12 protein-coding genes are annotated in these 22,350 nt (G+C 58.9%); 8 read left to right on the forward strand and 4 right to left on the reverse strand.

Annotation, left to right across the window (positions count from 1 at the left end):
* Positions 1 to 2 precede the first annotated feature (2 nt).
* From trpE to JO965_RS14225, 7 genes are all read left to right on the forward strand, one after another.
* A complete protein-coding gene (gene trpE / locus JO965_RS14195) occupies positions 3 to 1,523 on the forward strand; it encodes an anthranilate synthase component I (protein WP_203439540.1) in 1,521 nt (506 codons plus the stop codon).
* Between the two features lie 58 nt (positions 1,524 to 1,581).
* Entirely contained in the window at positions 1,582 to 2,211 is a 630-nt protein-coding gene (locus JO965_RS14200; protein ID WP_203439541.1) for an aminodeoxychorismate/anthranilate synthase component II, read from the forward strand.
* A gap of 5 nt (positions 2,212 to 2,216) precedes the next feature.
* The gene (gene trpD, locus JO965_RS14205) at positions 2,217 to 3,230 is read left to right on the forward strand and encodes an anthranilate phosphoribosyltransferase (RefSeq protein ID WP_203439542.1); all 1,014 of its coding nucleotides are present in this window, start codon (positions 2,217 to 2,219) and stop codon (positions 3,228 to 3,230) included.
* Positions 3,231 to 3,241: 11 nt separating this feature from the next.
* Positions 3,242 to 4,042: an indole-3-glycerol phosphate synthase TrpC gene (gene trpC, locus JO965_RS14210; protein WP_203439543.1), complete on the forward strand. Its 801-nt coding sequence runs from the start codon at positions 3,242 to 3,244 to the stop codon at positions 4,040 to 4,042.
* Positions 4,039 to 4,515 carry a cyclic pyranopterin monophosphate synthase MoaC gene (gene moaC, locus JO965_RS14215; protein WP_203439544.1) on the forward strand — a complete coding sequence of 159 codons (477 nt, stop codon included), beginning with the start codon at positions 4,039 to 4,041 and terminating at the stop codon, positions 4,513 to 4,515. Before trpC ends, moaC begins: the two co-directional genes overlap by 4 nt.
* Entirely contained in the window at positions 4,512 to 5,768 is a 1,257-nt protein-coding gene (gene glp / locus JO965_RS14220) for a gephyrin-like molybdotransferase Glp (RefSeq protein ID WP_203439545.1), read from the forward strand. Before moaC ends, glp begins: the two co-directional genes overlap by 4 nt.
* Positions 5,769 to 5,991: 223 nt before the next feature.
* A complete protein-coding gene (locus JO965_RS14225; RefSeq protein WP_203439546.1) occupies positions 5,992 to 7,320 on the forward strand; it encodes a calcium-binding protein in 1,329 nt (442 codons plus the stop codon).
* A gap of 476 nt (positions 7,321 to 7,796) precedes the next feature.
* Here the strand turns inward: JO965_RS14225 and JO965_RS14230 are convergent, their stop codons facing one another.
* From JO965_RS14230 to JO965_RS14240, 3 genes are all read right to left on the reverse strand, one after another.
* The gene (locus JO965_RS14230; RefSeq protein ID WP_203439547.1) at positions 7,797 to 11,198 is read right to left on the reverse strand and encodes a cadherin domain-containing protein; all 3,402 of its coding nucleotides are present in this window, start codon (positions 11,196 to 11,198) and stop codon (positions 7,797 to 7,799) included.
* 78 nt (positions 11,199 to 11,276) lie between these two features.
* The gene (locus JO965_RS47880) at positions 11,277 to 16,916 is read right to left on the reverse strand and encodes a hypothetical protein (RefSeq protein ID WP_203439548.1); all 5,640 of its coding nucleotides are present in this window, start codon (positions 16,914 to 16,916) and stop codon (positions 11,277 to 11,279) included.
* Positions 16,917 to 17,681: 765 nt separating this feature from the next.
* Positions 17,682 to 19,112: a calcium-binding protein gene (locus tag JO965_RS14240; RefSeq protein ID WP_203439549.1), complete on the reverse strand. Its 1,431-nt coding sequence runs from the start codon at positions 19,110 to 19,112 to the stop codon at positions 17,682 to 17,684.
* Between the two features lie 254 nt (positions 19,113 to 19,366).
* On the opposite strand from JO965_RS14240, the gene lexA reads away from it, so the two are divergent.
* A complete protein-coding gene (gene lexA, locus JO965_RS14245) occupies positions 19,367 to 20,071 on the forward strand; it encodes a transcriptional repressor LexA (RefSeq protein WP_203439550.1) in 705 nt (234 codons plus the stop codon).
* Here lexA and JO965_RS14250 read toward each other — a convergent pair.
* Complete coding sequence (locus JO965_RS14250; RefSeq protein WP_203439551.1) at positions 20,049 to 22,325, reverse strand: ComEC/Rec2 family competence protein; 2,277 nt, start codon at positions 22,323 to 22,325, stop codon at positions 20,049 to 20,051. The two genes, lexA and JO965_RS14250, sit on opposite strands and share 23 nt — an antisense overlap.
* Positions 22,326 to 22,350: the final 25 nt, after the last annotated feature.

Here is a 22,350-nt window from a genome sequence, read left to right on the forward strand (position 1 = left end):
CCATGACGATCACGCCCGATTTCGATACCTTCGCTCAGGCCTATGAGGCTGGCGAGGCCGGCGTTCTGCGGGCCACATTGGTGGGTGATCTTTTAACCCCTGTCGCGGCTTTCCTGAAGCTGCGGCATGACCGGAAGGGCTCGGCCTTCCTGCTGGAATCCGTCGAAGGCGGAGCGACTCGCGGCCGCTTCTCGATGATCGGGCTTGATCCTGATCTCGTCTGGCGCTGCCAGGATGGCGAGGCCTCCATCGACCGTCAGGCGCAAAGCCGTATGCAGGAATTCAGGGTCGAGGAACTTCCACCCCTGGAGAGCCTGCGCGCGCTGATCAAGGAAAGCGCCCTGCCCCTTTCCGACGACTTGCCGCCCATGGCGGCAGGCCTCTTCGGCTATCTGGGCTACGACATGGTCCGGCTGATGGAGCGCCTGCCCGAGCCCAACCCGGATGTGTTGAAAGTGCCGGACGCGATCCTGATCCGGCCGACCGTGATGGTGGTCTTCGATGCGGTGAAGGACGAGATCTCGCTCATCACCCCCGTGCGCCCGCAATCCGGAACCTCGGCCAAGGTAGCCTATGAGTCGGCTTTGTCGCGTCTCGACGAAGTAACGGCCGCGCTCGAGCGCCCGCTTCCGATCGACGACCGCAGCGACCCGACCACAATCCATTTCGAGCCGCCGGTGTCGAATACGACGCCGCAGGAATTCGAAGCGATGGTCGCCAATGCGAAGGAATACATTCGCGCCGGTGATATCTTCCAGGTAGTGCTGTCGCAGCGGTTCGAGTCGGCCTTTCCCCTGCCTGCCTTCGCGCTCTATCGCTCTCTGCGCCGGGTCAATCCGGCGCCATTCCTCTGCTATCTCGATTTCGAGGATTTCCAGATCGTCTGCTCCTCTCCGGAGATCCTGGTGCGGGTCCGCGACGGCAGGGTCACGATCCGTCCCATCGCCGGAACGCGGCCACGCGGTGCGACGGCCGCCGAGGATCGCGCCCATGCGGAGAGCCTGCTCGCCGACCAGAAGGAACGGGCCGAGCATCTGATGCTGCTCGATCTCGGACGCAACGATGTGGGCCGCGTGGCGGAGATGGGCTCCGTGGAAGTCACGGATTCCTTCTTCCTCGAATATTACAGCCAGGTGATGCACATCGTCTCGAACGTGGAGGGCAGACTCGATCCCTCCTTCGATGCGCTCGATGCGCTCGTCGCAGGCTTCCCGGCCGGCACGGTCTCCGGCGCGCCGAAGGTGCGCGCCATGCAGATCATCGACGAGCTAGAGAAGGACAAGCGCGGGCCTTATGCCGGCTGCATCGGCTATTTCGGCGCCAATGGCGAGATGGATACCTGCATCGTGCTGCGCACCGCTTTGGTGAAGGACGGGCGCATGGCGGTCCAGGCCGGCGCAGGCATCGTCTACGATTCCGATCCGGCTTCCGAGCAGCAGGAATGCATCAACAAGTCGAAGGCGCTGTTCCGGGCGGCCGAAGAAGCCGTGCGCTTCGCAAGCCAGGCGAGGGTCGGGCAGTGATTTCACCACCAATGCTTCGCTTGACCAGGGCCGTCGCTTACGCGAACGTCGGCGCGCTATGACCCGCGTTCTCGTCATCGACAATTACGACAGCTTCACCTGGAACCTGGTGCATCTGCTCGGTCCCCTCGCCACCTCGGTGGATGTGGTGCGCAATGACGCCATCACCACCGACGAGGTGATTGCTTCCGCGCCGGATGCCATCGTGCTCTCGCCCGGACCCTGCTCGCCCAACGAGGCCGGGATCTGCCTCGATCTCGTGAAGCGCGCCTCGCCCGAGATCCCGACCTTCGGTGTTTGCCTCGGGCTGCAGACCATCGGTCAGGCCTTCGGCGGCACAGTTTCCCGTGCGCCTCTGCCCATGCACGGCAAGGTGTCGGAGGTGGAGCATGGCGGTCAGGCTGTGTTCCGCGGTATCAATGGCGTCTTCAAGGCGACCCGTTACCACTCACTGATCGTGGACCGAGAGACCTGCCCGAGCGATCTCCTCGTGACAGCCGAGACGGCCGACGGCCTCGTGATGGGCCTGTCCCATCGTTCGCTGCCGATTCATGGCGTCCAGTTCCATCCCGAGAGCATCCTGTCGGAGCATGGGGTGACGATCATGCGCAATTTCTTCGAACTCGCGGCGGATTGGAACGCCAAGCATCGCGCCGTCAGCGGTGCAGCCGCTCCAGCAGGACAGTAAAACCGATGGAATCGTTCAAATCCTATCTTGCCAAGGTCGCCACGGGTGCATCGCTGACGCGCGACGAGGCGCGGGACGCCTTCGACGATTTGCTCTCCGGTGAAGTGACGCCTGCCCAGGGCGGCGCCTTCCTCATGGCTCTGCGGGTTCGTGGTGAGGCCCTCGAGGAGATAGTCGGCGCCGTCACGGCCATGCGCGGGCGCATGCTGCGGGTCAATGCTCCCGAGAAGGCGATCGACATCGTCGGTACGGGCGGCGACCACAAGGGCAGCTACAACATCTCGACGCTCGCTTCGATCATTGTCGCTTCCTGCGGTGTTCCCGTCGCCAAACATGGGAACCGGGCCGCTTCTTCGAAATCGGGTACGGCGGATGTCCTCTCGGCGCTCGGCGTGAAACTCGGGCTTGACCCGGAGGGCCTGGAGCGCTGCCTTGCCGAGACCAAGCTCTGCTTCATGTTTGCCCAGACCCACCATGCCGCCATGCGCCATGTGGCGCCCGTGCGTGTGGAGCTCGGGACGCGGACGATCTTCAATCTGCTCGGACCTCTGGCCAATCCGGCCGGCGCCAAGCGTCAGCTTCTCGGTGTGTTTTCAGAAGCTTGGCTCGAGCCGCTCACACAGGTTCTGAAAGAGCTCGGCTCGCAGAAGGTCTGGACCGTGCATGGTTCCGACGGGCTCGACGAGATGACGACCACCGGTCCGACCTTCGTGGCGGCCTTGGAGAACGGCGCAATCCGCCGCTTCACCGTGACCCCGGAGGAGGTCGGCCTCCCGACGGTATCTCTGGACGACCTGCGCGGTGGTGACCCGGAGCACAACGCGGCCCAGCTGCGCGCAGTTCTCGATGGCGCCCGCACGCCTTATCGCGACGTCTCCTTGCTCAACGCGGCGGCCTCCCTCGTGATCGCGGATGAAGCCGCGAACCTGCGCGACGGTCTCGACCGTGCCTCGCGGGCTCTCGACAGCGGCGCATCGAAGGCGACCCTCGAACGTCTCGTCAAAGCCTCGAACAGCTGAGTGCAAGTCACATGGCCGATGTTCTCAGCAAGATCGAAGCCTATAAGCGTCAGGAGATCGAAGCGGCAAAGGCGGCCATTCCGCAAGCCGAGATCGAGCGCCGTGCCCGCGCGGCCTCCCCGCCCCGCGGCTTTGCCGAGGCCATCGAGCGCCATCTCATCGAGGGGCGGCCCGCCCTCATCGCAGAGGTGAAGAAGGCAAGCCCGTCCAAGGGTCTGATCCGCGCCGATTTCGATCCGCCGAGCCTGGCGAGGGCTTACGCCGAAGGCGGCGCGACTTGCCTGTCAGTGCTCACCGACGAGCCCTCCTTCCAGGGCAAGCCCGAATATCTCACGCAGGCCCGTGAGGCCTCGGGGCTGCCGGCCCTGCGCAAGGACTTTCTGTTCGAGCCCTACCAAGTCTACGAGGCCCGTGCCTGGGGCGCCGACTGCATTCTCGTGATCATGGCAAGCGTCTCCGACGATGAGGCCCGCGCGTTGATCGATACGGCGCACGATCTCGGCATGGATGTGCTGGTTGAGGTGCATGACCGGGCGGAGCTGGAGCGCGCCCTGCCGCTGGGCACGAAGCTCGTCGGCATCAACAACCGCAATCTGCGCACCTTCGAAGTCTCGCTCGGGGTCAGCGAGGAACTGGCTCCCCTGATCACGTCCGACCGCATCGTCGTCGGCGAGAGCGGCATCTTCACGCTCGCCGACATCGAGCGTTTGTCGAAGGTTGATATCCGCACCTTCCTCGTCGGCGAGAGCCTGATGCGGCAAGCCGACGTGGCGGCAGCCACGCGAAAACTTCTGTTCGGCGAGGCGGCATGACGAAGCTCACGCATCTCGATGCATCGGGTCAGGCCAGCATGGTCGACGTCTCGGACAAGAGCGTCACCAGCCGCACCGCGATCGCCGAGGGATGCGTGATCATGCAAGCGGAAACCCTGGACCTGATCCGCCATGGCGAGGCCAAGAAAGGCGATGTGCTAGGCACCGCGCGCCTCGCCGGGATCATGGCCTCCAAGCGGACGCACGAGCTTATTCCGCTCTGCCACCCTCTCCTCATCTCGAAGGTCAAGGTGGACTGCGCCCTCGACGACAGCCTGCCCGGCGTGCGCGTGAGCGCCGAGGTGAAAGTGTCGGGCCAGACCGGTGTCGAGATGGAGGCGCTGACCGCCGTTTCCATCGCCTGCCTGACGATCTACGACATGGTGAAGGCGGCCGATAAGGCGATGCGGATCGAGAATGTTCGCCTACGCCGGAAGAGCGGCGGCCGTTCGGGGGATTTCGAGGCGCCATGAGCCTGATATCGGTCGAGGATGCTCTCTCCCGCGTTCTGGCAAGTGTCGAAAAGCCGGTCGGGATCGAGCATGTGCCCCTCGCCGCCTGCGCTGGACGCACGCTTGCCGAGGATGTCAGCGCCCGGCGCGATCAGCCCCCCTTCCCGGCCTCCGCCATGGACGGCTACGCGGTGAGAAGCGCCGACTGCGCGCAGGTGCCCGCAACGCTCCGGGTGATCGGCACCAGTGCAGCCGGCAATCGCTTTTCCGGCACGGTTGGAGCGATGGAGGCCGTGCGCATCTTCACCGGCGCGCCCGTTCCTGATGGCGCCGACGCGGTGGTGCTGCAAGAGGATACGGAGCGGTCCGACGATCAGGTGGTTGTCAAGGATGCAGCCCGGCCCAACCGCCATATCCGCGCCGCCGGTCTCGATTTCCGTGCCGGCGATGTGCTGCTGCAGGCCGGTTTGCGTCTGGATTCTCGTCACATCGCCCTGGCGGCCGCCATGGGGCATGGCGCGCTCGCCGTTCACAGGAAGCCGCGGGTTGCCATTCTCGCCACGGGTGACGAACTGGTGCGCGCGGGCGAGCCTGTCGGCCCCGACCAGATCACCGCCTCCAGCCTGCCGGCGACGATGCTGATGGTGGAGAAAGCCGGGGCCGAAGCCATCGATCTCGGCATCGCCCGCGATACGCTCGAATCCCTCGACGAGCGCATTCAGGCCGCCCGCGACGCCGGTTCCGACATTCTTGTGACCCTGGGCGGCGCATCGGTGGGCGAGCACGATCTGGTGCAGAAGGCCCTGAGCCGTCAGGGCATGGACCTCGGTTTCTGGCGTGTGGCCTTACGCCCCGGCAAACCACTCATGCATGGGCGTCTCGGATCTACCCTGCTCCTCGGACTCCCCGGCAATCCGGTCTCGTCCCTCGTCTGCACCGTCCTGTTCCTGATTCCCGCGATCCGCGCCCTTCTGGGCGATCAGAAAGCAGCAGAAGACCCGACGGAGGATGCGATCCTAGGCGCCGATCTCCCGCCCAATCGGGAGCGTCAGGACTACATGCGCGCGTCCCTCTCGCTCCAGGATATCCCTGTGAGTCTCGCTCACGGCCCCGAGCGCCTGATGCTCCCCGTCGCGACCCCGCACCTGCTCCAGGACTCGTCGATGCTCAGCATCCTGGAACGCTCCGATGCCCTCCTCGTCCGCCCACCTCACGCTCCGGCCACAACGGCCGGAGAACCTTGCCGGATCATCCGGTTGGAGAGGTTTTGTTGAAGGCACGGTACGAGGAAGCGTTTCGGACACTCGCTTGCGGGCACCAGCACTAAGCTATCCAGACCATCGCGAAAGCCCCTTCCGCGCCTTCAGGCCCGCTAAAGAATTCTGCTGAAACTATGAGCCTATGGACGTGCGGCCATTGCTCATCATTGCCCCTTCAGGCACAATATGAAACTATATACCGTTAACTAATGCCTTTGAAGGCGTACGCGGGGTTCTAATGGCCATTACAGTCGGCAACGATACCAACGAACAGTTCATCGTCTCTCCAGGTGTTCCTGGTGAAGAAAACATATTCTACGGAATGGGTGGAAACGACATCTTCATCGTGAACGACGGTGTGTTCAACACCGATCTCTCAGGCTCCAATAGCACGGGCGATCTTGCCGATACGCAATGGGACGTCATCCAGCTTCTGGGCTCTGCGCATTTCAATTCCCTTCACGCCATCGACGTTCTGACATTTGCGTCTCCGAATCCGGTAACAACCGTCACGTACAACGCCAACAGTTTATTCGGTGTCTCGCAAGTCGTGGGATCAGCCGCAGGCACCGACATCATTCATTTCAGCAGCGCTTCAGAACCTGTCGACCTCAACATTTCAGGCACGGTTTTCGTAAATTGGGGTCGACCCAATCAACAGATCTTGGTTGATCTGAACACCAACGCCGAAAAGATCAATGACGATCGTTTCGTCGGCAGCGCCGCTGGCGAACGCGTGACCGCCGGCAACGGCCGCGACCTGCTCTACGGCAATGCCGGCGACGATCATCTCGATGGCGGCAATGGCATCGACGTGCTCGACGGTGGTGACGGCAACGACACGCTGATCGCCGGCGGCGGCAACGACAGGCTGCCCGCCGGCCTCGAGAGCGGCCCAAACATCCTCAAGGGCGGCAACGGCAACGACGTCTACAAGTTCAACGAGAAGGTCGATATCGTCATCGACTCTGGCGGTCTCGACTGCCAAATGGTGTCCAAGACCACCACGATGTCATCCAAGGCCATCCTGGAAGGTCTTGCCGCAGATGAAACCGCTGGAGGCAAGTCGATCAACCTGACAGGCAACACCAAGGCCAACCTCCTCGTCGGCCATGCCGGCAAGAATTCCCTGAAAGGCATGAACGGCAACGACATCCTTCAGGGACGCGACGGCAACGACCAGCTGGATGGCGGCGCCGGCAACGATCAGCTCTATGGCGGTCTCGGCAGCGACAAGCTCACGGGCGGTCTCGGGCGGGATACCTTTTACTTCGACGCCGTTCTCGGCGGGTCGAATGTCGACCGGATCCTCAGCTTCTCGACGAGGGACGACCGGATCGCCCTGGACCGGGACATCTTCACGGCTCTTACCGGAACCAGGCTCGCCTCGTCCGCCTTCACCATCGGTTCGAAAGCCAAGGATGCCGGCGATCTGATCGTCTACAACAAGTCGAATGGCGCTCTCTATTACGACGCAGACGGTTCGGGCACCGCTGCCGCGGCCATCAAGTTCGCGACGCTCGACAAGAACCTGAAGCTCTCGGCTTCGGACTTCATCGTGGTCTGAACTTAGAGCATCGGACCCAAAAGTGGTCTCCACTTTTGGGTCCGATGCTCCTTTCTTAAAGGCGCATCGTTGATGCGGAAAGCCGGGTCCACTTTTCACTGGCGTGGCCCTTCGGTCGCTGACGCGGCCCTCCGGGTCCGCACGATGCGCTAGATCACATCTCGCTGCTACGACCCGCTTCGGCCTAGCCGAAGCGGGTTTTTCGTTGCCTGTCGTTTGGCGCGAGCAAGCGATGTAAACCAACGTCTAGGGGTCGGCATATCTGGTTATTGGACCGCTGGGTTTTATCCCTCATGCCGTTGGCAGAACGATTCAAGACTTACCGTATCCCGGCCTTTGGAGGATTGAGCGGAGTGATGAATTGGCGAGGTATGTCCTGCATCCCGCTGAGGCACCATTGAAGGCACAAACATAAGAAAACCGGCCCCCTTTTAGGAGGCCGGCACATGTTTTCATCCAATATAACGTATCGTTAATTAGATAAAGAGAAGCTCGCCAAACTTGAAGTTCTTCAAGGCCGAGTTCTTGGTGAAGGTCGCAAGCTCAATCGCAGCCTTCGAACCGGAACCGTCGGAGTCGTAGGATAGGACGCGCTTCTTGTCGTCATACACGAAGTAGTCGTCCTTATCCTTCGCCTTGGATCCGACCGTGAAGAACTTGCTCGCCAGCTTTACAGCCTTGATCTCAGTGCCCTTCTTGATCGAGTTATAGAGCGTCTTGTTGCTCTTGAACAAAGTGTTCTCGAGCCAGATCGAATCGTCCTTGACGCTGTAGTCCTTGATCGTGTCGAAGTTGACCCGACGATCGCTCGAAGACGTGCCGAGCCGTCCGTCGAAGACGAAGACGTCCTTACCAACACCACCCCACAGAGTGTCGTTGCCATATCCGCCCCAGAGCTTGTCATCGCCGGCACCGCCGTAGAACACGTCCTTGAAGTTGCCGGTCTTGCTGCCTTTGATGACATCATTCAACGGGCTGGCTGAAGCAGGAGCCATTAGCTCAGGTCCCAGGTCTCCGACATTGATGCCGAATGTCTGCCTTGCCGCTCCGCCACTACCGTCACTGACCTCGATGGTGACAGCATGCTGCGTCGCCTGTTCATAATCCAACAAGACACCATTTTCGACCATCAGCTGATTGTTGACGATCTTGAAGCGGCCATCGTTATCCACCAAGGCTCCACTCGCGGACACGATCTTATAAGTGAGCGCGTTGCCATCCGGATCGACAGCAGAAAGAGTGCCGACGGGGGTGTTGTTAAGAGCGAGTTCCTGAATGGTTGCATTGCTGAGCGTAGGCACGCTCGGAATGCGGTTGGGAACGTTCTCGGCAACATCGTTGACAACAATGGTGAAATCCTGGTCCAGGAATCCGCCTTTGCCGTCCAATACACGGACTTTTACGGTATGGGTGTGACCGGGACCAGAGTTCTCATAATCAAGGCTCTGATTCTCTTTAAGCTTCAAGACCCAACCATTTGTAGTCGATACAACCTCAAACTTACCGCTTGGATCTCCGTTCGGGCTAATCATGTATGTCAGGCTGTCTAAGGGATTATTATCATGCCCTAAGAGAACGCCGAACGTCGCGCCTGCCACATTCTCGTTTATAGAAGCTTCGGTTTCTCCGTTCGCAAAGGTCAGAGTGTCCGGGGGAACATTGTCGCCATCATCGCTAGTATCGTTGGTGACATAGATCTTTATTGTTTTCGCCTGAGGCATTGTGCCCCCATGACGATCCGTAACCTGAACTCTGACCTCGAAATACTTACCGAACTCATCGCTGAGTGCCGGCTCGGTATCATAGTCAAGAGCGCGCGTGGTCACGATCTTAGTGATGCCGTCTTCCTTACTCAGAGTGAAGCGACCGCCTGCATTATTGGTGAGTTCATACGTGAAGGACTCGCCGGCATTGGTGTCGCTTGCATTCAGAGTGCCGACTTCCGTACCAGCGATGAGGTTCTCACGAACAGAATTGCCCGCGATGGAAACGTCAGTCGGAGCACGGTTAGCCGCTTGAGACACGACGAAGACATTCATGCCACCGCCAGCGGTCAGTCCACCACTGTCAGTTACGGTGATTGTGAAGTTGGTGGTCTCTTCCGTATTTACGGCGTCCGTATCGCGGTTGCGCGGATTATACCGGAGCGCCTTAATGGCCGCTGTAATCTCAGCTGCCGTACCGACGACTGTGTAGACCCCCGTCTCAGGGTTATAACCTCCAATACCGAGGTTCTCGAAAACGCCTTTACTTGGCGTATCGAGGTGAATCTTGGCTGTGAGCTGACCAGAATCGGTAATGCTAACATTGGAGAAGGGAGTCGCCAAAGCATTGTCGAAGACGGTAGTGGTTCCGGAAAAGCCTTCGATAGATGGGGGTGCAGGCATACCGCCATCATCGCTGGTATCGTTAGTGATATAGATCTTGATGGTCTTCGGTTGCGGCATCGGAGCCCCACGACCATCGGTCACCTGAACCTTGACTTCATAGTATCGACCCGAAGCGTCGGTCTTGAGAAGCAGATCGTTACTCTCATAGTCCAGGCTCAAGGCCGTCACGATCTTTGTGACGCCATTGGCTTTGCTCAGAGTGAAACGCCCGCCTGCGTTGTCCACGAGTTCATAGTTAAAAACTTCGTTGGCGTTGGTATCGCTTGCACTCAGCGTGCCGACATCACTGCCGACAATGAGATTCTCTCGAACGGACGCAGACGAAATGGAAACATCCGTCGGGGCACGATTGGCGGCCGTGGCGTTGACTGTGGTACTTGAGTTAGTTGTCTCCAGCCCTCCAGTGTCTCTAACCTTGATGGTGAAAGTCGTCTGCTGCCCTGCGCCCGTTGCATCGTTGGGACGATCTGCCGGGTTGAATTGCAAGGCTCGCAGAACGTTTGTCACATGGTTGGCATTCCCTGTGACGGTAAAGGTACCTGCCTGGGGATTGTAGATTCCTCCGCTCAAGTTCTCGAATGCACCATGTGCGGCGGAACTCATCTCGATAACGACGGTAAGATCTCCGCTGTCGGAGATCGTTATAGTTGAGAAGGGCTGAAGCGAACCCGTGTCTTCAACATTCTGAGTGCCGGGAGTCACTCCCGTGATGTTCGGAGCCGTGTTGGTGCCGACGACGGTGGTCACCACCTCGATCTCGGTGTTGCTGACCTCGGTATGGGTGGCGTCCTTGGCCGTGACCGTGAACACGGTCGTGATCGGGTTGCCGGCCACCGCCCGGTCCGTCGGGTTGAAGGTCAGCCCGTCCAGGATCGCCTTGATCTGCGCCGTCGTGCCGCTGAAGGTGTAGGTGATGGTGCTGCCGTTGACCACGCCCTGCACGGCAGTCCCGCCGAGCACGCCGTCGGCGTTGTTGAACGACACCGTGACCGTGAGCATGTCGGCGGCCTGGGCGTCCGTGATGGCCAGCTTGTTGAGGAACGGAGTGACCGCCGCACCGGTGTCGGTCGCAGTCGTCGTGCCGTTGCCCGTCACCACAATGTCCGGCGGCGTGTTGACAGGCCCTTCGACGGCAATGTCGTTCAACTCCACATCAACCACGACTTGGTGCGCAAGAGTCGTACCGTTGTACATTTTGAATGTGATTTGATCGAAGTATCCTTCATAGGTAGGATCTTCAAAGTCAAAATTCGTACTGCCGCCACTCAATGCGATCAGGAAGTACTCAGTTCCTTCCTTAATGATTCCAAAGCGGCCACCATAATCATTCTCCGCAACAATATTGAAATTCGTTGCCGGAAAATCGATGCCGACTAGTTTACCAATTTTTGTGCCAGTTACGATGTTTTCGTTAATTCCAACGACGAACTGATTAATTTGCCGCCCGCCATCAGTTGATACAGCTTGGATGGTTAGATTCTGAGGCATAGAAGAATTCCTTGTTACGTTATCTTGTGTCTTCTTAAGGTCAAGCCAAGGGGGCGGCTATTCCCCCTTCAGCGTGAGTTAGACGATCTTGAAGTGGTCACTGGTCAACATGAGGTTAGCGGCGAGCGTCGCGAAGTGACGGGCGGCTGTCGCTCCAGTACCATCGCTGTCGTAGTACAGCTTTCCTGACGTTTGATCGTAGATAATGCGATCATCTGCGTCCTGGGGCACCAGTCCGACGACAAAAGCGGAGCCTGGCAGGTTTTGCCCAACATCGCTTTCAGCAAAAGCGGTGAAGATATCGCGCTCAAGGTGGATTTTGTCTGCGGCAATTTCGAAGTTGCTGATGCTATCGACATTCGATGTCGAGAACCGTGAGTCGAACAAGAATACATCATCTCCGGCACCGCCAATCAAAGTATCCGCTTCTGATCCACCTGACAGAGTATCGTTGCCGTCTCCCCCATTGAGACGGTCTTTACCGCCACCACCTTTAATTAGGTTGTCCTTATCAGTGCCGGTGACCCGTTCCGTGATGATGTTCTCGACGGCAACAGTGAAGGATTGCTCGACAGCATTTCCTTGACCATCCGAAACTCGGATTGTGAATGTGAAGTCGCGTGTATCCAGCTGTTCGAAGTCTAGTTTCGTATGATCCTTAACCTTGATCTCGTTACCTTCGAGATAAACGATGCCGTTCGCGTCATTTGTCAGCGTCCACGTCAATGAATCGCCATCAGGATCCACTGCCGACAGCGCACCGACATTGTTACCTGAACCAAGATGCTCACGGACGAAGGAATCCGAGAAGGCGATGTTTGTTGGCGCTCCATTACCCGGACCTTCAGCCACGTCGTTCACTTCGATCGTGAGCTCTTCCGTGTACTTGCCTCCATCGATATCGGTCACTTCGACGCTGACCTTGTGGAATGGGTCGGCCTCGAAATCCAGGGTGGCATTTTCCCGAAGCCTGAGCACCCAGCGGCCATCCGGCAGTCGTTCGATCAGGAACTTCTCGTCCGCATCGCCGACAATTCTGTATTTGAAAGGACCCTGAACATCGTCGACGGCGCTCAGCTCGCCGATGATGGAGAGACCTTGCGAGTTCTCATCGATCTTATAGGAGGTCAGCGCGATATCGGTCGGGTCGGACTCCGGACCCTGGCCACCTGTCGGAGGCGGAGGCGGAGTTATGTTCCGATAAACATAGTCAATGCCCATGGACTTGAGATAGTCCGCGAATATCGCAGCCTCAGCCGCCCCTCCTACGAAATTACTGTCCCAGATATAGGCAACATCCATGTCGCCGCCGGTGTCGTTTTTCGACAGATCGTCACCTTTATTGGCGAAGACATAGGTGTCGTTGCCGTCCCCACCCTCGAAACGATCAGCCTCTCCCGCGCCACCGTGCAGGTAGTTTCTGCCTGCATTGCCTATCAGGTGATTACTGATGTTATTGCCGATCAGGTGGATCGGGAAGGTGCCTTCGGCCGCCTGCAGCACCTCAACCTCAACATCGTCACCCAGGGTAAAGGTTCCGCCTGTGATGATCGCCTTGTCGGCTGTTCCTTCTCCAGGGCCTTCGAAGACTGTGTCGCCGACACCGACATAGTAGGTGTCATTCCCTGCGCCGCCGACGAGTTCGCTTCCGGAGCCGTTGCCATAGATCGTGTTGGCGAGATGGTTACCAATCAGCGCGAGTGCACCCGTCGCATCCCTGGCATCCAGGATCTCGATGCCGGACGCCAGAAAATAGACGGTCGGACCGCTCTCAGAACCGAAATTGCCGCGCAGGATGATGGTGTCGATGTCGGTATCATCGCCGTTATCATCGACGGTGACGGTGGGCGCCGTGACAATATAGGTGTCGTTGCCCTCGCGGCCCTCGAGGTAATCGTCGGCTCCACTGCTCTCGAGCGTGTTCGCGAGATCATTTCCGATCAGAATGCTCGGTATGCCATCATCGGCCGGTCGTGCAATGAGCCAGACATCCGCCACGCCGAGTTCGGCCTGCAGGATCTCGATATCGCCACGACCTTCAAGCGAGTGCTTGCCGGCAGCGGTCACCATCAAGGTATCGGCGGTGCCAGCGTCATCCTGAATGACGTCATCGGCATCGGCGTAGTAGACATCGCTGCCCCAACCTCCCTGCAAAGTGTCGACCCCAGCCCCGCCCTGCAGCGTGTTTGTCATGTCGGTGCCGATGACGGTCGTGCCGTGATCTCCCGCGATCAGCCAGAGGCCTTCGATATCTTCGCCACCGCTCAATGTCTCGATGCCGTCCGCAGCGGTAAATTTCCCGGAAGAGACCGCATAGGCGCTGTCGTGCTCACCGCCCGTATCGATGACAACATCACCTTCGGTGATAAAGTACCTGTCGTTCCCCTCGCCGCCTTCCAACTTATCGACGTGAGTGTAGGAGCCGATCAATTCGTTGTCATACTTGTTGCCGATCAGATGAACCGAGGATGTGACCGACCCATGCACTTCCAAGATCTCAAGCCCGACCGCGTCTTCGAGCTTGAAGTAGTCGGTGAAGATGACGGCGCGGTCGGTGCCGGTATTCTCAACTTCTTCGACGACGACGTCGCTGGCATCGCGAATCCAATAGGTGTCCCCGCCGTTGCCGCCCACCATGGTGTCGGCGCCAGCACCGCCTTCCATCCAGTCACTGCCGTCGCCGCCGACAAGCCTATCATCGCCCCCTTCTCCCCAAAGGGAGTCTGCGCCTCCCCGCCCCTCCAGAACATTGCCCCGGTCGTCTCCATGGATCCAATCCCCGTGCTTGGAGCCGATCACGTTCTCGATCGAGAGGTACTGATCGCCTTTGGCATCGCCCCCATTCTTCGTCGCGTCCGCAAGATGGACGTCGACCATGGCTGTGGCATTCTCATAGGAAGCGGCATCGTTTCCATCGCCGCCGACCAGTATGTCTACCAACGACCCCGTCGGCCCGTTGCCACCGCCTTCAAGGACGTCATCGCCGTCGCCGCCGTTCAGGTAATCGTTCGCACTACCGCCGACGAGTGTATCGTTCCCCCCATTGCCGTTGAACTCGTTATAGGCGTTAACGCCAACCATCCGGTCGGCGTTATGGGTTCCGCCGTAGGCATCGATCCCGACGAACACATCACCACGGGCTTCACCGGCATCGTTGTTCCGATTGCTCAGATCGAGCGTAATGCCATCGGTCGCAGTAGAGTATTCATAAGTCGCGTAATCCCAGACGGTCACCTCGTCAGTGTCACCGCCGACGAGGGCATCTCCCGCCGTGCCGCCACCGCCATAGAGCCAGTCGCTTCCTCCGCCGCCTTCAAGGATATTGGCGGATTCGTTACCGATCAGGACATCCTGGTAATTCGAACCGCGTATATTCTCGACCGAATTCAGAACATCGCCCAGCGCCTGATCACCAGCATTCTGCGAATTGTCCGTCAGGTTGACGCGGACACCCCAGAGATTTCCCGCATCGGCCTTGGCCTCGTCATAAGTCGCCCAGTCGTTGCCCGATCCGCCATCGAGGATGTCTGCACCGGCCCCGCCTCGCAGGTCGTCATCGCCGCCCATGCCTTCGAGCTTGTCGTTCCCCTCGCGACCATAGAGCGTATTGTTTGTCTCGCGTCCGGTCAGGATGTCGGCGAACCGGGTGCCGGCCATGTTCTCGATACCCTCATAGGTATCGCCTTCGGCCTCTCCCTTGTTCTTCGTCGAGTCAGTGAGGTTGGCGGTCACTCCCTGGCCATCGTCGCCCTCATAGAGCGCCATGTCGAACAGGCCATCACCGCCGATCAGTTGATCCGCGCCCAATCCGCCCGTCAAAACGTCCTCATCGCCGCCGCCGACGAGACGATCATTCCCGGAACCACCACGTAGCACGTCCCTGTCGGCACCACCGTCAAGGACATCGTCTCCATCGCCGCCGATCAGAAGATCAAAACCAGCACTGCCATCAAGTGTGTCATTACCCTTGCCGCCATCCAAGGCGTCGCTGTCGGCTTCGCCGAGCAGCTTATCGTTGCCTATGCCACCTTTAAGCGTGTCGTTTCCAAACCCACCTTGAAATTCGATGGAATCAAGATCGCCATACATCTGATCGGCCGAATTGGTGCCGATAAAAACTTCGATGCTGTCATAAACGTCGTCGAGAGCATCGCCGCTATTGTTCTCGAGAGTAAAGAGATCGATGTAAACCCCACGGCCGGAAGCGGAGTGTTGATACGTGACGGTATCCTTGCCTTCACCACCGAAGAGATAGTCACGTTCCTGATCCGCTCCGCCATAGAGCGTGTCGTTCCCCTGCTCGCCGCTAAGGGTATTGATACCTTTATCGCCTCGTAGATCGTCGCCGAAGGTCGAGCCGAACAGATTCTCAATGCTTAGATGGAGATAACTATTCAGGTTTACGGTGACCCCGCTCTTCGCACGAATGTAACTTACCGCGTCGGATCCATTCCCACCATCGAACACGTCATTTGCGTCACTTAGGTTCGTGACGACGAAAACATCGTCCCCGTCATGTCCACGCATGCTATCGCCATCGAAATCAGACGCGACATACATGTCATTTCCGGATGTCCCGTCGACCGACACGGCCTGCCGACGTGGATCGAAGATCTGCGCCTTGGCCGACATCGTGCCATTGGTATTGACCTCCGACCAGGATATGATGAAGCGCCCGTCCCGGAGAACGGTGACATCGGGAGCGACGCTATCCCCCGTCGTGCCCGTATTGACCACGATCTCCGGTTCGTCCGCGGCGCGCGATCCATTGGCCTCAAAGACCTGCGCACGGATCACCCACTTGTCGGTTGAGGTATTGCGCTGGGCGATAGCAAGTACGAAACGCCCGTCATTCAATGACTGAATGGTCGGTTCCAATTGCTGCCCGGCGACCGCCATCTCGAAAGTGAAGTTGGCGGAGGGACCGATTATTCTCCCTTGTACCTTTCCCTGAGTGCTACCTGAGGAATGAGTCCAAGTCGCTGCAAGTGAGCCGTTCGACAGGGCCGTCATTTCGCCTGGAAGCTGACGACCGGGCCCAGTAACCAAGACCTCCTCGCGGGAGCCTTCTACTCCGGATGCCGTGTATTTGTTGAACCAAACGTCATAGTCAGTTTGGCCACTAGTCACACCATATGCAGCAACAATCGTGCCATCACTTAACTGCACCAACTTCGGAGCGTATACGTTCCCAAGTGAGAAAAACGGCGTTTTGTGGGCAACAAGATTCGCATTTTGGTCATAAATACCAAAGTGCCCCCTAGTGATCCCGTTTGAGAATTTCATCTCATAAGAAATGGCAAAGCCACCGCCGCTTAATCCGATGATTGACGGATTCAATTGGTCATGAGGAGGATTATCTTCCGGAGTTGCGCGCCACGGCTCCGATTTCGGTGTGCCATCGGCGCCATAGCGACGAGCAAAGACGTCTTTGCCGGAACTTGTGGTTTCACCCTCCCAGACGACAACGATATCCCCGTTCGAAAGGACGGCGACATCCGGATTGGTTTGGTTTCCGGTAAAATCCGTATTAACCGTTCGATTTTGCAGCGTTACCCGACCAAGGGCGTCGCGTATCTCCATGAAGATCTCGCCGCCGTCGACAGGATATTGGTAAACCGTGACGAAGCCACCAGTCGGCAGAGCCTTCACCTTGGGATTCGTATGCTGTGTCGAGGTCGACGCAAGAGTGAGTTCGCCATCGAAGCGGGTGGTCATGGTGCACCTAATCGCAGGTAATTTAACGTTATATTAGTTCATTGATACAAGGTTTCTTTCCATGAGTAAACTCCCCTTCTGCCCCTCTGAGATTATGGTTTACAGGGCAAGTCTGGCTAATCGAATTCGCCCATCGGGATACCGGCTATGTATATGATCCTCCCGCCGAAAGTTATTAAGGGAGAAAGATCCTATCCGTTGACATAGGTATTTGGATTTTACCAAATATCCTTTAGTTTATTCCCATTAAAACAAACCTATTATTCAATAATTATATCTAATTCATTGTAATTATTGAACACTATATCCAATACACATCCTCCTTACTGTCATCACTTTTACTGGAATCCGACAAAACACGTGAGAGAGGGATTCCAATGTTATGCCGCGAAGAAGAACTGAGCCCAATCATAAGAGGCTCAGAAGTAACGACGCGCCATCTCGAAGGCTGCATCAGCCAACCATTTTCATCAAATGTAGATTGTGGGCTTAGATTCCCAGAAGCAAAATAGGAATTATTTCAGAACAACTCTCTTCGGGAGAATATGCTGTGCTGATCTTGAAGGTCTCCCGAGCACATCCGATCCAGATGAGAGGCGCTCCGGACATCTTGCACCCGGCACCGGGGCATCGGTCGATCCGATACTCTCCTTCTCATGAGCGCGTCGTCCGGCGCGAACCCAGGATCCGCTTGAGGGAAAAACCGCGCCTGCCTTTCCGCACGAGCCGCAGACTAGCTGCCCTGATCCAAATCGGAAGGCTTCGTCAGATCACGAAGAAGTCGTGGTAGGACAGTTTGAGTTTCTTATCCAAAGTTGCGACCTTCACTTTCGCCGCCGAGCCCGTGCCGTCTCTGTCGTAATAGAGCGCGCCGGTCTTCTTGTCGTAAAGGATCCGGTCCGAGGAATCCTTGGCCTTGTCGCTCATCGCAAACATGCCGGATTTCAACTTCAGCGGCTTGGACGGGCTGCCCTTGCCGAGTTTCGTGAACACGGCATTGTCGAGCCAGATCGTATCGTCCTTCACATTGTATTTGTAGATCCGATCGACGTTCGACTTGCGTGCCGCCGTGTCGAAGACAAAGATATCGCGGCCTGCCTCTCCATAGAGCCTGTCCATCCCGGAACTGCCATAAAGCGTATCGTTGTCCGTGCCACCGTAAATCGTGTCGTTGCCCGATCCAGCCTGGATCAAGTCCTGCCCGCCATATCCTCTGAGAAGATTGGCGCCTTCGTTGCCAGTGATGGCATTGGACGTGTCGGAACCATCAAGATGATATGATGCCGAACTTGCGAGATCCTCGAGCTTCAACACTTCGATTTCCGCATCTCGGACGAGAGAATAAGATGACGATGCGAGAACGGTGTCGAACCCGCCGCTGTTGGCGTCTCTGATCTGGTCACCCAATTGGTCGACCTTGTAGACATCGTCCCCCAGGCCGCCCATGAGAATGTCGGCACCGCCTTTTCCATCCAGGAAATTGGCCCCCCGATTGCCAACCAGAGTGTTGTTCAGGCTGTTCCCCGTTAACGTCAGCGCGATGCTGCCGGTGGGGTCCAAAGCCATGAGGTTCTCGATCACAAAGCCTTCAGTCAGAGTGTAACTTTTGCTCGTGCGGATCGTATCGTTTCCTCCGCTGTCGAGGATGATATCACCGAAGGGATCGATATAGACATCGTCTCCCGCTCCTCCCTCGAGCGTGTCGATCCCAGCGCCACCTTCCAGGGTATCGCTGCCGTTTCCGCCAATCAGGTGATCATGATCAAGGCTGCCCATGATCCAATCGTTGAAGGTCGAGCCGATCACACCCTGGATGCTATCGTAACGATCGCCTGCAGCCTCGCCGGTGTTCAGAATCGGATTGGCGAGAGAAATCGTCAGGCCCGTTTCTGCCTGCGCATAAGAAGCGAAGTCGAATCCTCCCCCTCCTTCCAGCAAGTCCCTGCCCAGACCGCCCGCGAGGGTATCCTTGTCATCGCCCCCATAAAGGGTGTCGTTTCCTTCACCGCCGAAAAGCTGGTCGTCCCCGCCGGCCCCGTTCAAAGTATCGTCGTTGGCGGTTCCGGTACGGGCTTCGCCGCCGGCTGTTCCAGTCCAGTTCTCCCCCGGAGCTAGCAAGGCCGGGGAAAACTCAGGCAATTTTGCGATGTCCCCTGTATGACCGATGACATTCACGATACGCGGTTCAGCCGCCATTTTACTCTCCAGCCAGATCACGATACGTTAGTACGTATCAAACTCGAGCCTGGAAAGGCAATGCGTTTCAATAACCATCTGCTCACAGAGGGTCTGAACAGGCTGGACGCCGCCTGTGGTTGTCCTGAGGCTATCCAGGAGCGCTCTGGCCTCTGCAATACCTTGGCAGGAGACTTGCGGAACACAGCAAGAACGGCTACCTTGTTCCCGATTTGTTTCAGAATCGCTCCGCTTGGGAGCAGTAAGGGCCAGCCATGCTGACGCGCAAACAGCACGAATTGCTCCGCTTCATTCATGAGCGGCTACGCGAAACCGGGGTTCCGCCTTCCTTCGACGAGATGAAGGATGCGCTCGATCTCAAGTCCAAGTCCGGCATCCACCGCCTCATCACGGCGCTCGAGGAGCGCGGCTTCATCCGCCGCCTGCCGAACCGGGCCAGAGCGCTCGAAGTGATCCGGCTGCCGGAGAGCACCAGCGGTGCCGGCAGTCAGCGGCGCTTCACCCCGAGCGTGGTCGAGGGCGGTCTGGCCGGCAAGGCCAAGACTGCGCCCCAACCGGCTTCCGACCCGCGCGATCGGGAGATGTCGATCCCGGTCATGGGCCGGATCGCCGCCGGTGTACCGATCTCGGCGATCCAGACTCGCAGCCACTCGATCACCCTGTCGGGCGATTTCCTCTCCCAGGGCGACCATTTCGCCCTCGAGGTGCGTGGCGACTCGATGGTGGAGGCCGGCATTCTCGACGGCGATCTCGTGGTGATCCGTCGTCAGGACACGGCCAATACGGGCGACATCATCGTGGCCCTGATCGACGACGAGGAGGCGACCCTGAAGCGCTTCCGCCGCCGCGGTTCCTCCATTGCGCTCGAAGCCGCCAACCAGGCCTACGAGACCCGTGTGCTCGGCCCCGACCGGGTCAAGATCCAGGGCAAGCTCGTCAGTCTGGTTCGCCGGTACTAACGTCTTCTTCAGGCAAGTCCTGCTCGGGGATAGGCTGCACGCGGCGCGGTCTTTCCCGGGCGGGTGGCGTTTCGGCCCGAAGCGTTTCTGCGCCTGGCCAGGGCAAGATCTCACGCCCTCTTTTGACCGAGCGTATTTCGATGGTGTCCGAGCCGAAGCGGATCGTCGTCGCGCCACGCTCCTTCAGTCGTTTACCATCCAGAACAAAGCGGGCCTTGCACGTTGGCGGCGCCTCAAGTCTTGAGACGATTGCGGTCGCGCGGCGGCAATCCTCATCGAAGGCCGAAAAATCCTGGACGAATGCGATCCAGCGTTGATCTCCAGCGGCAACGACACAACCTGCCGCATCGCATCTTGCCTCCCGCCTAAGGCTTGCATCATCGACGCTTCTTGCATCTCCATCGGCGCGCAGCCACTGCTCGGCGACGAAATCGGATGGGCGCCCCGCAAGTGACAATTGTCCGCTCGCGCCACGAATGGCAGCCCCTGCCCCATCCCGGTCGATGAAAATGTCGTAGCGATGAGGCGTGGCGGCAAAGGCCAGCCCCACTCCCGCCGGTACGAGAGCGAGCCATCGCAGGGACGAGACCGGGATGGTCAGAATGATCAGGCCAATGCTCAGGAAGACAAGAGCAGCAATACCCAATGCCGGAACGACGATGGTCGAACCGCTGAAACCGCCAACCCAGGCCGAGACGTCGAGCACCAGCGAGACAGCCGCTCCCATGAGTTGCCAGATCGGACGATCGAGACCGAAGGGATAGGCCAGCACGCCAAGAACGGCGGATGGCATCACGACAAGCGACACAAGTGGCAGGGCGAGCGCATTGCCGATGAGACCGTAGGGGTTCAGGCTCTGGAAGTGATAGGCAGCGAAAGGCGCGGTTGCGATGCTGGCCACGAGCGTCGTCGTAAGGAGCCCCAACATCGCCTGACCGCTCCAGGCAAGACCTCGATCGAACAGGGTGGCAGGAGCCCCTTCTCTACGCCGCCAATGCATCAACGGCACGAGCGCCATCATCGCGGCAACGGCACCAAACGACATCTGGAAACTCGGCCCCAGCAGCGCTTCGGGCTCTCGCGCCAGCACGATGAGTGCAGCAATCGACAGGTTGCGCATGCTCAAGGCCGGACGATCCACCAGAACCGCACCGAACATCACAAGCGTCATGATGAGCGAGCGCTCGGTGGCGACATCGGAGCCAGAGAAGATGCAATAGATCGTCGCGCCGATCATCGCCGCGATAGCCGCGATCTTTTTCACCGGCCAAAGCAGTGCGAGGTGGGGCGCAAGGGCCAGCAGCGCGCGCACGAGCCAGAAGAAGGTGCCGGCGGCCAGCACCATGTGGAGCCCAGAGATCGACACGATGTGATAAATGCCGGCCCCGCGAAGGACGTCGTTCGTGGGTTCCGGAATAAGTCCTCGCTTACCCGTTACCAGAGCGGCGCCGACGCCGCCGGCCGCACCTCCGATGGCGGAGGCGATGCGCTCGGTCAGCGCATTGCGTGCCTCGTCGACACGCGCCGCCAGCCATAGGGACCAATCCGGCTTCATCAATGGATCGATCTGGCGCACCTGACCAACCATGGAGCCCACTGCGCCGATCCCTTTGAAATGGGCGTCGCGCGCAAAGTCGTAGCCGCCGGGCCATGCGGCCTGCGGAGATGGAAGCAGGCGTGCCGTCCCGGCGATCATTTGTCCGGGTGAGAGCCCCTCGCCCTTGCGCACCGAGACCCGCACGCGCTTGGGCCGTTCGGTTTCCGCGATGTCCTTCATCTCCGTCACGCGCAGAAGCAGCCGCTTTCCCTCCTCACGGTCCTCGATGACCTCGATGAAGCCTGTGACCGGCGTGATGACCGTGTGGGTGAGAGCGGGCGCCGCCACGCTCCTGGCGCGGATCACACCGGCAGAGAAGCCTGCGAAGAGCGCTGCGAGCGCGATCAAGGCGGAAAAAGCCACCAAATTCCGGCGAAGGGCAATCGCGCCGGCACTGAAGAGCGCAAAGGCTCCGAGTGGCGCCCACAAGGCAGGATGTCCCTCGGCCTGGAAGAACAGGACGATACCGATCCCGAAGAAGACTGCGATCCAGGGAAAGAGCCGGCGCTGTTCGATCTCCAGGGCAATGTTGCGAGACAGCCAGCCATGGCCATCCGGAAGCGCCCAGTCCAGGGGAGCGCTCCAGGGCCGAGGCAGCACTGCGACCCGCGCGGTGGTGCGCGGGATCCTGCGGGGCTTTTCTCGGTTGTCTTCCATCGCGGCTTCGTCTTAACGCGGGTCT

Origin of the sequence: Microvirga sp. VF16 (genome assembly GCF_016864375.1) — a bacterium.
GTDB lineage: Bacteria > Pseudomonadota > Alphaproteobacteria > Rhizobiales > Beijerinckiaceae > Microvirga.